Source organism: Pseudonocardia sp. P-1, assembly GCF_058111925.1.
Genome location: NZ_CM176614.1, coordinates 5,065,010 through 5,077,787 on the forward strand (window position 1 = coordinate 5,065,010; position 12,778 = coordinate 5,077,787).

Annotated in this window: 11 protein-coding genes; 5 read left to right on the forward strand and 6 right to left on the reverse strand. The window is 75.7% G+C overall.

What is annotated here, in order from left to right:
• Positions 1 to 48 precede the first annotated feature (48 nt).
• Together AC0GKK_RS24915 and AC0GKK_RS24920 are read right to left on the reverse strand one after the other, a co-directional pair.
• Positions 49 to 873: a glycerophosphodiester phosphodiesterase gene (locus tag AC0GKK_RS24915; RefSeq protein ID WP_346108372.1), complete on the reverse strand. Its 825-nt coding sequence runs from the start codon at positions 871 to 873 to the stop codon at positions 49 to 51.
• A gap of 111 nt (positions 874 to 984) precedes the next feature.
• A complete protein-coding gene (locus AC0GKK_RS24920) occupies positions 985 to 1,803 on the reverse strand; it encodes an SGNH/GDSL hydrolase family protein (RefSeq protein ID WP_405416492.1) in 819 nt (272 codons plus the stop codon).
• Positions 1,804 to 2,295: 492 nt separating this feature from the next.
• Here AC0GKK_RS24920 and AC0GKK_RS24925 point away from each other — a divergent pair, with 492 nt between their 5' ends.
• Positions 2,296 to 3,279 carry a M23 family metallopeptidase gene (locus AC0GKK_RS24925; protein WP_476651898.1) on the forward strand — a complete coding sequence of 328 codons (984 nt, stop codon included), beginning with the start codon at positions 2,296 to 2,298 and terminating at the stop codon, positions 3,277 to 3,279.
• 1 nt (position 3,280) lies between these two features.
• Here AC0GKK_RS24925 and sthA read toward each other — a convergent pair whose 3' ends face one another.
• Positions 3,281 to 4,711 (reverse strand): Si-specific NAD(P)(+) transhydrogenase, encoded by a 1,431-nt coding sequence (gene sthA / locus AC0GKK_RS24930; protein WP_062396008.1) that lies wholly within the window; start codon positions 4,709 to 4,711, stop codon positions 3,281 to 3,283.
• Positions 4,712 to 4,768: 57 nt separating this feature from the next.
• On the reverse strand, positions 4,769 to 6,262 hold the full coding sequence (locus AC0GKK_RS24935) for an FGGY-family carbohydrate kinase (RefSeq protein ID WP_489882672.1): 1,494 nt from the start codon (positions 6,260 to 6,262) through the stop codon (positions 4,769 to 4,771).
• A 103-nt stretch (positions 6,263 to 6,365) separates the two neighbouring features.
• Here AC0GKK_RS24935 and AC0GKK_RS24940 point away from each other — a divergent pair, with 103 nt between their 5' ends.
• Positions 6,366 to 7,625, forward strand: coding sequence for an FAD-binding domain-containing protein (locus AC0GKK_RS24940; protein WP_251785039.1), 1,260 nt, complete (start codon positions 6,366 to 6,368; stop codon positions 7,623 to 7,625).
• A gap of 69 nt (positions 7,626 to 7,694) precedes the next feature.
• Positions 7,695 to 8,837, forward strand: coding sequence for a DUF4192 domain-containing protein (locus AC0GKK_RS24945; RefSeq protein WP_489882673.1), 1,143 nt, complete (start codon positions 7,695 to 7,697; stop codon positions 8,835 to 8,837).
• 22 nt (positions 8,838 to 8,859) lie between these two features.
• Here the strand turns inward: AC0GKK_RS24945 and galE are convergent, their stop codons facing one another.
• On the reverse strand, positions 8,860 to 9,828 hold the full coding sequence (gene galE, locus AC0GKK_RS24950; protein ID WP_062396005.1) for a UDP-glucose 4-epimerase GalE: 969 nt from the start codon (positions 9,826 to 9,828) through the stop codon (positions 8,860 to 8,862).
• Between the two features lie 15 nt (positions 9,829 to 9,843).
• On the reverse strand, positions 9,844 to 10,560 hold the full coding sequence (locus AC0GKK_RS24955) for an iron-dependent transcriptional repressor DtxR (RefSeq protein ID WP_405416501.1): 717 nt from the start codon (positions 10,558 to 10,560) through the stop codon (positions 9,844 to 9,846).
• Positions 10,561 to 10,632: 72 nt separating this feature from the next.
• Between AC0GKK_RS24955 and AC0GKK_RS24960 the strand changes: the two genes are divergently transcribed.
• Together AC0GKK_RS24960 and AC0GKK_RS24965 are read left to right on the forward strand one after the other, a co-directional pair.
• The gene (locus AC0GKK_RS24960; protein ID WP_489882674.1) at positions 10,633 to 11,571 is read left to right on the forward strand and encodes a sulfurtransferase; all 939 of its coding nucleotides are present in this window, start codon (positions 10,633 to 10,635) and stop codon (positions 11,569 to 11,571) included.
• Positions 11,572 to 11,605: 34 nt separating this feature from the next.
• Entirely contained in the window at positions 11,606 to 12,778 is a 1,173-nt protein-coding gene (locus AC0GKK_RS24965) for an acetoin utilization protein AcuC (RefSeq protein ID WP_208826907.1), read from the forward strand.

Here is a 12,778-nt window from a genome sequence, read left to right on the forward strand (position 1 = left end):
TGTGAGGTGGATGTCGGCGGTGGGTCGGCGGCGCGGACGCGGATCGGGTCAGCCCGCGAGGACCGTCCGCAGCACCGCGGGCCGGTCGGTGATGATCCGGTCTACCCCGGTGTCCGCGATCCGCCGCATGTCGTCGGGGGCGTCGACCGTGTACGTCCCGGTCTGCATCCCGCGCGCCGCGACCTCGGCGACCAGTGCCGCGTCGACGACCTCGAACGACGGGTTGATCTGGGTGACCCCGTGGGCGGCGGCGTCGTCGAGCTGCGCCGCGGTCGGGCGCCCGTCGAACAGCCATCCGGCCGGGACGTCCGGGGCGGCCTCGGCGAAGCTGCGCATCACGTCGTGGTCGAAGGACTGCACGACGACCCCGCGCCGGCCGTCGACCTCGTAGGCGACCTCCTTCTCCACTCCCGGGTACCGCGCCGGGTCCTTCAGCTCGACCAGCAGGTCCGCGCGGCCGCGGAGCCGGTCGGCGAACTCCCCGAGGGTCGGGATGCGTTCCCCGGCGGAGGCGGGGGAGAACCAGGACCCGGCGTCGAGACGGCGCAGCTCGGCGAGGGTGAACGCACCGACCGGTGCCAGGGCGCGGGTGGGGAAGACCCGTGCGACGTCGGTGGTGCGGGCCAGCGTGGCGTCGTGGACGAGCACGAGGTGGCCGTCCGCGGTGCGCTGGACGTCGACCTCGACGGCGTCGGCCCGCTGGACCAGTGCCTCGTCGGCGGCGGCGAGGGTGTTCTCCGGGGCGTCGGCGGAGGCGCCGCGGTGCGCGACGACCTCCGGACCGGACCGGGGACGGTCGGTGTCGGCGAGGGCGGACGTGGCCGTCGCGAGGAGGGCGGCCGGGACGAGGAGGGTGCCGAGCAGGCGTCGCACGAGGTGGGTCCTCAGGATCGGGGGCGGTGCCTGGGAACCATCGTGGCGTGGCCGGTCCGGCCGGTGTCGAGCGGGTGTCCGCCGGGGGACGAGCGGGCGAGGACCTGGTGGTCAGGGGAGGGTGACCGCCGCCTCGAACGCGGGCAGGTAGCCGTCGCGGTAGCCCTGGGCGGTCGGGTGGTAGACCGCCGGGGCCGACGCGGGCGGGGGAGTGATCCACGGGTCGGCGGAGCAGACCCCGTGCCCGGCGAAGGCGGCGCGGACGTCGACGAACCGGCCCCGGAACCGCCCTGCCGCGTCGGCGAGGGCGGCGTCGAGGGTGTCCGCCGCCCGGTTCAGCGCCTCGCGGCGGACGGCGTTCGGGACGCCGGGGACGTCGCAGTCGGCGCCCGGCTCGAACAGCCGCGGGTAGCCCAGGACCAGGATCGTCGCGCCGGGGGCCTGCAGCCGGACCCCGACGATGGTCGAGATCAGCCCGCCGGGCGCGACCCAGCGGGCGGCACGCTCCCCGCCCCGGACGGCGCGCAGGCAGGTCTCGTCGTCGCGGGCGGTGCTGCAGGCGGCCAGGACCGGACCGAACCCGGTGTCGTTGCCGCCGACGGTGATCGTCACCAGGGTGGTGTCCGCGGAGACGGTGCGCACCTGCCGGGCGATCACCTCGCCGCTGGTGGCGCCGCTGCAGGCGACGCTGACGAACGACGCCGGGTCGTGCCGGGCCGCCCACAGTGCCGGGTAGGACGCGGTGCTGCGCCGGCAGTCGCCGGTGGCCGGGTCCGGCCGGGCCCCGACGCCCGCGGCGTAGGAGTCACCGAGCGCGACGTACCGGACGGGGGCGGCGGCCGCGGTGGCCGGTGCCGGGTCGGCGAGGGCCGCCGGCGCCAGGACGACCAGCAACGCGCACGTCAGCAGGGGGACCAGGAGGCGGCGCACCCGTCCAGACAACCCGCGCGACACCGTGACGGCAATCCGGGCACCGGGTGAGCGGGTGCACGCGCCGTCGACGACGGGGTGCGCCGAACGGGTCCCGGGCCGGCCGCCTGCGCGGAGCGCGCGTCGCGGAGCCACCGCGCACGCGTCCTCACCGTGGGTGAGGGCGTGGACCGCGACGCCCCCGGCCATGACCACTCGGCCGCCGCGCGCGGCCGACGGAAAGCCCAGCTCAGGGCCCTGTCCGAGGTGGACCGGCCGGGCCGGCGCCACGGTGAACGGCAGGTGGCCGGGGCGAGTGGCCGGCGGCGTCCGCTCACCGCCCGCAACGTCCCGTCGGTCTCGTGATCACCCGATCGGGTTCTTCCGTCCGTTGCGTCCGGCTAGCGTCGGTGCCAGATCACGGAACGGTCACGAACCGGACGCGGCTCCTCCCCAGGGGGCCGCCCGCTCCCCACGGGTTGTCCGCCGTTCCGGGATCCGGAAGGAAGGGTCGTGGCACGGCATCGCTCCCCCCGGAGCCGTCAGGCGAGCCTCGCGCTCCTGGCCCCGCAGTTCGCGGTGGCCGGGATCGGGGTCCCGGTCGGCTCGTTCCCCGCAGGTCCGCACGTCCGGCGCGCCCGTGACGCCGGGGCCGAGGACGGCTCACGCTGGGCGGCCTCGACCCGGATCACCGCCGCCGTCGTCGCGGTGGGCGGCATCGCCGCCACCGCCCACGCGGGTGTCGGCTCCGGCGACCTGTCCGCGACCGTGACGTCCTGGTTCGACACGGCGGGATCGTCGTCGGTGTCGAGCCAGGACGCCGCGCTCCCCGCCGCCGTGCCCGCCCCGCGGGCCGCCGCGGACGACGCCGCCTCGCCGATCGCGGACCCGGCCACGATCGCCTCGCTGGCCGCTCCGGCCGCCGCCCCCTCGGCGGCCGCGCGCACCGTCGCCGTCGCCGACACCGGCCGCGCCAGGGCCGCCTCCGCGGTCCAGGCCGCCACCGCCTCGGTCGACCAGGTCCGCAAGGCCGCCGAGGAGCGCGCCCGGGCGGTCGAGGCCGCCCGCGCCGCGGGTGCCACCGGCGCGCTGCAGTCCGCCTCCGCAGGCGGTGCGGTGTCGATCGTGACCGGCCGGGTCACCTCGGGCTTCGGTTCCCGCTGGGGCACGAAGCACATGGGCCTCGACATCGCCGCCCCGATCGGTACCCCGATCCACGTACCGATCGCCGGCACCGTCATCAGCTCCGGCCCCGCCAGCGGGTTTGGTATGTGGGTCCGGGTCCGGCACGCCGACGGCACGGTCACCGTCTACGGCCACATCAACCGCTCGCTGGTCTCGGTCGGCCAGAAGGTGGCGGCAGGCCAGCAGATCGCCGAGGTCGGCAACCGCGGCCAGTCCACCGGCCCGCACCTGCACATCGAGGTCGTCGATCCGAGCGGAACCAAGATCAACCCGAAGCCGTGGCTCGACGCGAACGGGTTCCGCTACACCTGAGTCAGGAGTTCTGGACCGACTCCAGCGCACGGATCTTGTTCGTGGCGTCCAGCGCGGCGACCTTGTACGCCTCCGACAGCGTCGGGTAGTTCAGGACGGTGTCGACGAGGTAGTCCACCGTCCCGCCACAGCCCATGATGGCCTGCCCGATGTGCACGAGGTCGGTGGCGTTCGTGCCGAACACGTGCACCCCGAGCAGCCGGTGGTCCTCGGGCGACACCAGCAGCTTGAGCATGCCGTAGGAGTCGCCGACGATCGCTCCGCGCGCGAGCTCGCGGTAGCGCGACAGCCCGGTCTCGTACGGGATCGACGCCGCCGTCAGCTCGGCCTCGGTCCGCCCGCAGAACGAGATCTCCGGGATCGTGTAGATGCCGATCGGCTGCAGCTCGTGCAGCTCGCGGACGGGCTCGCCGAACAGGTGGTAGGCGGCGAGCCGGCCCTGGTCCATGCTCGTCGACGCCAGGGCCGGGAACCCGATCACGTCGCCGACCGCCGCGATGTGCTCGACCGAGGTCCGGTACTGCTTGTCGACCTCGATGCGCCCCCGGTCGTCGGCCCGCACACCGGCCGCGTCCAGGCCCAGCTCCTCGGTCATGCCCTGGCGGCCCGCCGAGTACATGACCATGTCGGCCGGGATCTTCTTCCCGCTGGCCAGGCTGGTCACCGTGCCGCGGCCGTTCACCTCGACCGAGGACACCTCCTCGCCGAACCGGAACGTGACCGCCGAGTCGCGCAGGTGGAACTTCAGCGACTCCACGACCTCCGGGTCGCAGAACCCGAGCATCGAGTCCCGCTTCTCCACCACGGTCACCCGCGTGCCGAGCGCGGCGAACATCGAGGCGTACTCGATGCCGATCACCCCCGCGCCGACGACGACCATCGAGCCCGGCACCCGGCCCAGCTGCAGCACCTGGTCGGAGTCGACGACCCGCTCGCCGTCGAACGCGACGGTGTCCGGGCGGGCCGGGCGGGTCCCGGTCGCGACGACGAAGTTCGAGGCGGTGACCTGGTTGTGGTCACCCCGCCCCGTCCCCTCGACGACGACGGTGTGCGGGTCGGTGAAGCGCGCCGTCCCGGTCAGGATGTCGACGTGGTTGCGCAACAGCTGGCTGCGCACGATCTCGGTCTCGCGGCCGATCACGTGCCGGGTGCGGGCCAGCAGGTCGTCGATGGTGATCTCGGACTTGACCCGGTAGCTGGCGCCGTACATCTCGCGCTGGCTGAACCCGGACAGGTACAGCACCGCCTCGCGCAGCGTCTTCGACGGGATGGTGCCGGTGTTGACGCAGACCCCGCCCATCATGTGGCCGCGGTCGGCGATCGCCACCCGCTTCCCGAGCTTCGCCGCGGCGATCGCGGCCTTCTGCCCCCCGGGACCGGAGCCGATCACCAGCAGGTCGTAGTCGTGGGCGGGTGACTCGTCGGCACTCACCCGCCCAGCGTGGTGGCCGCCGCGCCGCGCGGCAACCACGCCGGTGTGAACAGCGTGTCACGCGCGGTAGGAGCGTCTCCGTTCGTCGGCGAGGAAGTGCGCGGTCTCCCGGGTGGCGGTGTAGAGCGAGCGGTAGTGCGGGTGGAAGCGGTCGTAGACCTCGCGGGCCGCCGGGTCCGGCTCGACCGTGCGGGCGACCGGGTTCCAGTCGCGCAGCCGCGGCTCGGCCCCGGTCGCGACGGCGGCCAGCCACGCGTCGCCGAGCGCGGCGCCGACGGTCTGCTCCGGCACGTCCTGCGGGACCCCGGTCACGTCGGTGACGATCCGGGTCCACAGCCCGCCCTGCACCCCGCCGCCGACGGCGACCAGGCGCTTCGTGCCGCCGCCCGCGGACCGCATGACCTCCAGGTTGTGCCGGACGCCGTGCGCGATGCCCTCCAGCGCGGCCCGGTAGACCTCGCCGCGGGTGTGCCCGGTGGTCAGCCCGGCGAGCACGCCGCGGGCGTCCGGGTCGAACAGCGGGGTCCGCTCCCCGGCGAAGTAGGGGAGCAGCAGCAGCCCGCCGCTGCCCGGCGGCACCTCCGCGGCCTCGGCGACGAGCCCGGTGAAGCCCTCCCCGGTGAGGTCGCGCAGCCAGTTCGTGATCGCCCCGGACGTCGCCATCCCCGCGGCCAGGGTGAACGACCCCGGTACGACGCCGCGGGTCGTCCACATCGCCGGGTGCGGGTGCGGGCGGTCGATGACCTCGATGAGGAACATCGTCGTCCCGTACATGACCATGACCTCCCCGGCGCCGGTGACGCCGGCGCTGGTGGCCTCGGCCCAGGCGTCGACGGTGCCGGCGGTGACCGGCAGCCCCTCCGGCAGCCCGGTCGCGGCGGCCGCCGCCGCGCTCACCCGCCCGGCGACCTCGGTCGGCCACAGCAGCCGGGGCAGCGTGATGCCCGGGGCGGTGCGCTCGGCCCAGTCGGGCGCCCAGTCCGCGGCGGCCAGGTCGTACATCGGGTCGCACTGGCTGGCCGAGTGGTGGTCGAGCACGTACTCGCCGGTGAGCCGGTGCACCAGGTAGGACGAGCACATCAGGAACATCTCGGTGCGGTCGAACACCTCCGGCTCGTGCCGGGCCAGCCACCGCCACTTCGGCCCCACCGCCTGCGAGGACAGCGGTGTCCCGGCCCGGGCCAGGATCGCGTCCTCGCCCAGCTCCGCGTTCAGCTCGTCGATCTCGGTGCTGGCGCGGGTGTCGACGCCGTAGAGGATCGCCGGGCGCAGCGGGCGGCCGTCGCCGTCGGCGGGGAGCAGGGTCGGCCCGATCCCCGATACCCCCAGCCCGGCGAGCTCGGTGCCGTCGTCGAGGGCGGGCAGCAGCTCCCGCACGACCGCGACGAAGTCGCCCCACCAGACGGCCTCGGCGTCGTGCTCCACGTGGCCGGGCAGCGGCTGTGCGGTCTCGTGCGCCCGGTCGGCCCGGGCCAGTACCCGGCCGCGGGCGTCGACGAGGACGCCCTTCGAACCCGACGTACCGATGTCGACGCCCAGATACACGTGCATGGGACGTTCCTACCGTCCCCCGCCCGCGGTGCACACAGAACGGGCGCAGAACATTCGTGCAGGGCGACGCGCGCGGTGGGCCGGGGCGCCGCAGACTTCTCCGGTGCAGCTGCCCACACCCCACCCGGACACCGCGACCGACTGGGTGCGCGAGCACCTCGGTGACCTCTGCCGCGACGAGCCCGTCGCCTCCGGAGCGTTCCGGGGCGGGCAGACCGCGGCCGACGCCGCCGTCGCGGCACTGGACCTGACCGGCTATGCGAAGCGGCGCAACGAGGTGCTGCCGGTGTCGCGGCGCGGTGCGACGGCGCTGTCGCCGTGGATCCGGCACGGGCTGGTCGACCTGCCGACCGCCTGGGACGCCGCCGCCGACGCCCCGCCGCGCGACCGCGCCAAGTTCCGCGACGAGCTGTGCTGGCAGGAGTACGCCCGCCACCTCTACGCCCGGCTCGGTACCCGCACCCGCTCCGCCCTGCGCGCGGCCCCCGCCCGCGCCGAACAGGGATGGGACGAGCCGTGGCCCGCCGAGATGGCCTGCGTCGACGCCTGCCTCACCGAGCTGCACACCGACGGCTGGCTGGTGAACCAGACCCGCATGTGGCTGTCCTCGCAGTGGACCGTGCGCGCCGGGCACGAGTGGGCGGGCGGGGAGAGCGAGTTCTTCGCGCACCTGCTCGACGGCTCCCGCGCGGCGAACCGGCTCGGCTGGCAGTGGACCGTCGGCGCCGGCACCGGCAAGCCCTACGGCTTCTCCCGCTGGCAGGTCCGCAAGCGCGCCCCGCAGCTGTGCGGGAGCTGCGCGCTGTCCGACGCCTGCCCGATCGAGCACTGGCCCGCCGATCCGCCGTCGCGCCCGGCCCCCGAGCACGACCCGCGGCTGCGCTCGGACCCCGACCCGGAGACGACCGGGGGGCCGGCCGCCCCGGTCTCCACCGGCGCCGCGCCGGAGGCGGTGTGGCTGACGGCGGAGTCGCTCGGCGACGCCGACCCCGCCCTCGACGCCCACCCGGACCTGCCCGCGGTGTTCGTGTTCGACGAGCCGCTGCTGCGCCGGCTGCGGCTGTCCGGCAAACGGCTGGTGTTCCTCGCGCAGACCCTCGCCGACCTGGGTGAACGCCGTGCCGTGCTGGTGCACCGCGGCGTCGTCGCCGACGAGCTCGACGGCACGCCCGTCGCGGTCACCCACGCCCCGGTCCCCGGGTTCACCACGCGCTCCGCCGCCGTCCGCCCGGTCGTGGTGCACCCCTGGCCGTGGCTGTACCGCCCGCACGCCGGTCCGGTCACCTCGTTCACCGCGTGGCGCAGGCGACTGCCCCGGCGTGGGGGGAAACCATCCACGACACCCCCTCGGCAAGGGGTGTGAGGCGGGACCGTCCACAGCCGGTCGGGTGACGGCGTTCCGCACGTCCCGGCCCGCGACGACGGTGGCGGTATGACCGCCTGCCCCCAGCCCGACCCCCTCCCCGGCCCGTCGCCGGGGTCGGAGGACCTGCCCGCCACCGGATGGCCCCCCGGCACCGCGTCCGGTCCCGGTCTGCGGCTCGACCGGCCCGCCGAGCTGATCGCCGCGGTCCCGGTGCTGCTCGGCTTCCACCCCCGGGACTCGCTGGTGCTCGTCTCGGTCACCGGGCCGCACCTCCACGACCGGCTGGGGCTCACCGTGCGGGTCGACCTGCCGCGCTCGTCGGCGTCGGCCCGCCGGGTGTGCCGGGAGGCGGTCGGGGTGCTCGCCGGGGAACGGCCCGCCCGGGCACTGGCGCTCGTCGTGCGCGACCCGGGCCCCGCCGGGCCGGGTCCCCGGCGGAGCCGCCGGGACGTGGGGGCCGCCGCGCGGCGGGAGCTGCTCGACGCCGGGATCGAGCCGATCGCGGCACTCTGGGCGACCGGTACCCGGGCGGGGGACCGGTGGGGCTGCTTCGACCTGCCCTGCACCTGCGGCGGGCTGCTGCCCGACGCCGCGTCGACCACGTTCGGGGTCACGGCCGCGGTCCGCGACGGCCGGGTCGTCCTGCCCGACCGCGCCGCGGTGCTCGCCCCGCTCGACTCCGACGCCGGCACCCGTCGTCGCCGGGCCCGGTTGCGCGACACCGGCGCCGCACCGGCCCGGGTAGGTGCCGCGACCGGCACCGCCCTGCTCGACGCCTGCCTGGACGAGGCCGCGGCGAGCCGGCTCGTCGTGGACGACGGGCTGGCGCTGGCCCTGTGCGGCGCCCTCGACGTCGGCGACGTGCGCGACGAGGCGCTGCGCCGCTGCCTGGGCCCCCGCGCGGCGGACGCCGAGCAGCTGTGGGCGGTGCTGGTCGCGGCCCTGCCGTCACCGCAGCGGGCGCACCCGCTGGCCCTGCTCGCGGTGTGCGCCCTGCTGCGCGGCGACGGCGCGCTCGCGACCGGGGCGACGGAGCGGGCGCTGGCCGAACGGCCCGACCACGTCCTCGCCGGGGTGGTGGCGGCGAGCCTGCACGGCACCCGCGACCCGCGCTCACCCGCCGCACGGTGGGCGGGCCCGGGCGGGCTGCGGCGGCTGCTCACCGCGATGCTCGACCCGGACGCGCCCGACGACACGGCCGCCCGGTGAGCCGGCCCCGGGCCGCGCAGGTTCAGCGGGACCGGGCGAACTCCCAGGCGTCGCCGACGATCTCGGCGATCGCGGTCCGCGACGGCTTCCAGCCCAGATGCTGCGCGGCCTGCTCGCTCGAGGCCACCAGCACCGCGGGGTCACCGGCGCGGCGCGGCGCGACGACGGCCGGGATCGGGTGCCCGGTCACCGCGCGGCAGGCCTCGACCACCTCGAGCACGGAGAACCCGTGACCGCTGCCGAGGTTGTAGATGTCGTGCCGCCCCGCGACGGCGTGGGTCAGCGCGAGCAGGTGGGCCTCGGCGAGGTCGTCGACGTGGATGTAGTCGCGCACGCAGGAGCCGTCGGGGGTGGGCCAGTCGTCGCCGTAGACCGAGATCGACTCGCGGGTGCCGGCGGCGACCTGCAGGACCAGCGGGATCAGGTGGGTCTCGACCGCGTGCCGCTCCCCGAGCGGGGTGTCGCCGGACAGGTGCGCCCCGGCGACGTTGAAGTACCGCAGGCTCGTCGCGGCCAGGCCGTGCGCCGTCGCGTAGGAGGTGATCATGTGGTCGATCGCGAGCTTGCTCGCCCCGTAGGGGTTGGTCGGCCGGGTCGGCGCGGTCTCCGGGATCGGGACCTGCTCCGGCTCGCCGTACGTGGCGGCGGTGGAGGAGAACACCAGCCGCGGTACCGCGTGCTCCCGGACGGCCTCGAGCAGCCGGAACGACGCCACGACATTGCCGTCCCAGTACTTCTCGGGCTTCTCGACGGACTCCCCGACCAGCGAGCGGGCGGCGTAGTGCAGCACGCCGTCGAACCCGCCGCGGCCCAGGACCTCCCCGGCGCGGGTCCCGAGCTCACCCTCGACGAACTCCGCGCCCGCGGGCACGGCGTCGCGGTGGCCGGTGGACAGGTCGTCGAGCACGACGACCTCGTGGCCGGCGTCGAGCAGGTGCGCGGCGCACACGCTGCCCACGTAGCCCGCGCCGCCGGTGACGAGCAGCTTCACGTGTGCGGATCCTCCTCAGACGGCGCGGACGAGCACGGCGTGCGCGACCGGCGGAGCGACGGTCGACTTCTCGTCGTCCGAGCTCACCGGCACCGGGTCGCCGAAGCGGGAGATCGGGCCGACGTCGATCGCGTTGCCGGGCACGATCCCCGCGAGCTTCAGCTCGCCCATGAGGTCGGAGTCCAGCTGCACGTGCTCGGCGATCCGCCGGATCTCGACGCGACCGCCACCGCGGCGGGCCAGTTCGTCGAGCCGCTGCAGGCCGACCTCGAGCGTGGGCGGCACCGACGACGACGTCGATGCGTCGTCCCCGCGCTCCAGCTCCTCCAGACCCGGGATCGGGTTGCCGTAGGGCGACACGGTCGGCTTGTCGAGCAGGCGGAGCAGCTTCCGCTCGACGTCCTCGCTCATCACGTGCTCCCAGCGGCACGCCTCGGCGTGGACGAGCTCCCACTCGAGCCCGATCACGTCGATCAGCAGCCGCTCGGCGAGGCGGTGCTTGCGCATGACGGCGACGGCACGGCCGCGGCCCTCGTCGGTCAGCTCGAGGTGGCGGTCCCCGGCCACGACGACGAGTGCGTCGCGTTCCATTCGGGCCACCGTCTGGCTGACGGTCGGCCCGCTCTGTCCGAGGCGTTCGGCGATCCGCGCGCGCAGCGGGACGACGCCTTCCTCCTCGAGTTCGTAGATGGTGCGGAGGTACATCTCCGTGGTGTCGATGAGGTCGTTCACGTGGGGCCCCTTCGTTCGACGTCCAGTCTACCCAGCGCGGCTCCCGCGCACGGCGAGCCCGTCCGGGGCAGGATGGGCCGCGTGTCCGGATCCATGATCCCCCCTGCCGAACTCGCCGGCCTGCTGGGACCCGCCCCGGCCGCCGGCACCGTGCGGCCCGTGGTGCTCGACGTCCGGTGGCGTCTGGTCGGCCCGCCCGGACGCGAGGACCACGATGCCCACCGGATCCCCGGTGCGGTGTTCGTCGACCTCGACACCGAGCTGTCCGCGGGCCCCGCGCGCCCCGGCCCCGGCGGGCGCCACCCGCTGCCGGAACCCGCTGCGCTGCAGGAGGTCCTGCGCCGGGCCGGGATCCGGGACGACGCCGGCGACCAGCTCGTCGTCGCCTACGACGACCTCGACGGCTCGGTCGCCGCGCGCGCCTGGTGGCTGCTGCGCTGGGCCGGCGTCGCGCCCGGCCGGGTCCGGGTGCTCGACGGCGGGTTCGCCGGCTGGCAGGCCGCGCGGCTGCCGATCGCCGGCACCGGCCCGGGTGCCGGGGCGCCGGAACCGGAGCCCCTGCCGCCCGGCGATCTGGTGGTCCGGCCGGGCGGGATGCCCGTCGTCGACGCCGACGGGGCCGCCGCGCTGGCCCGCGACGGCGTGCTCCTCGACGCCCGCGCCGCCGCCCGCTTCCGCGGTGAGACCGAGCCGGTCGACCCGCGCGCCGGGCACGTCCCCGGTGCCCGCAGCACCCCGGCCGCGGCGAACACCGGCCCGGACGGGCGCTGGCAGCCCGCCGGCACGCTGGCCGAGCGCTTCCGCGCCGCCGGCGTCGCACCCGGTGTCGCGACCGGCGCCTACTGCGGGTCCGGCGTCAACGCCTGCGCCCTGGTGCTCGCGCTGGAGGAGTCCGGCCTCACCACCCCGGACGCCCCGGCCGCGCTGTACCCGGGGTCGTGGTCGGAGTGGAGCGCCGACCCGGCCCGCGCGGCCGAGACAGGGGACCGGCCGTGGGCCGCGCGGGAGTGACCGCGCCCGCCGGCCTGGCATACGGTTCCGGCCCATGAGCGCTCGCACGTCGGTGGTGTGGACTCCGGAGTTCCTGACCTACCAGCTGTCCGACGACCACCCCCTCAACCCGGTGCGGCTGGAGTTGATGATGGAGCTGTCCCGCGGGCTGGGGGTGCTCGACGGCGTCGACCCGGTCGTCCCGGACCCGGCGGGCGAGGTGGATCTGACCCGGGTGCACACCCCCGGTTTCCAGACGGCGGTGAAGTCCGCGCCGGAGGCGCCGTTCGGCGTCGGCCACGGGCTGGGCACCGCCGACAACCCGATCTTCTTCGGCATGCACGAGGCGTCCGCGCTGATCGCGGGCGGCTCGGTCGCCGCCGCCCGGGAGATCGCCGAGGGCCGCGCGGACCGCGCGGTGAACATGGCGGGCGGGCTGCACCACGCGATGCGCGACCGCGCCGCGGGCTTCTGCGTCTACAACGACTGCTCGGTCGCGATCGCCTGGCTGCTGGAGCAGGGCTACGAGCGCATCGCCTACGTCGACGTCGACGTCCACCACGGCGACGGCGTGCAGGACTGCTTCTACGACGACCCCCGGGTGCTGACGATCTCGCTGCACCAGCACCCGCTCACGCTGTGGCCGGGCACCGGCTGGGCGGGGGAGATCGGCCGCGGTGCCGGCGAGGGCTACGCCGTCAACGTCTCGCTGCCCCCCGGCACCGGCGACGCGGGCTGGCTGCGGGCCTTCCACGGCGTCGTCCCGTCGCTGCTGGAGTCGTTCCGTCCGCAGGTGCTGGTCACCGAGTGCGGCGCGGACACCCACTCCGAGGACCCGCTGGCGAACCTGGAGCTGTCCGTCGACGGCCACCGGGCCATCTACCACGCGTTGCGCGAGATGGCCGAGACCACCGCGGGCGGCAAGTGGCTCGTGCTCGGCGGCGGCGGGTACGCGCTCTACCGGGTGGTCCCGCGCTCGTGGACGCACCTGATGGCCGTCGCCCTGGACCGCGACCTGGACCCGGACACCTCCATCCCCGCGGACTGGACCGCGCTCGCGGCGACCCGGACCCGTTCGCCGCTGCCGGTCTCGATGTCCGACGGTGCCGACCCGGCCTTCGAGCGGTGGGGCGGCTCGTTCGGCGAGCGCGTCGACTCCGCGATCCTGGAGACCCGTCGTGCGGTGTTCCCGCTGCACGGCCTCGACCCCGACGACCCGCGGGACTGA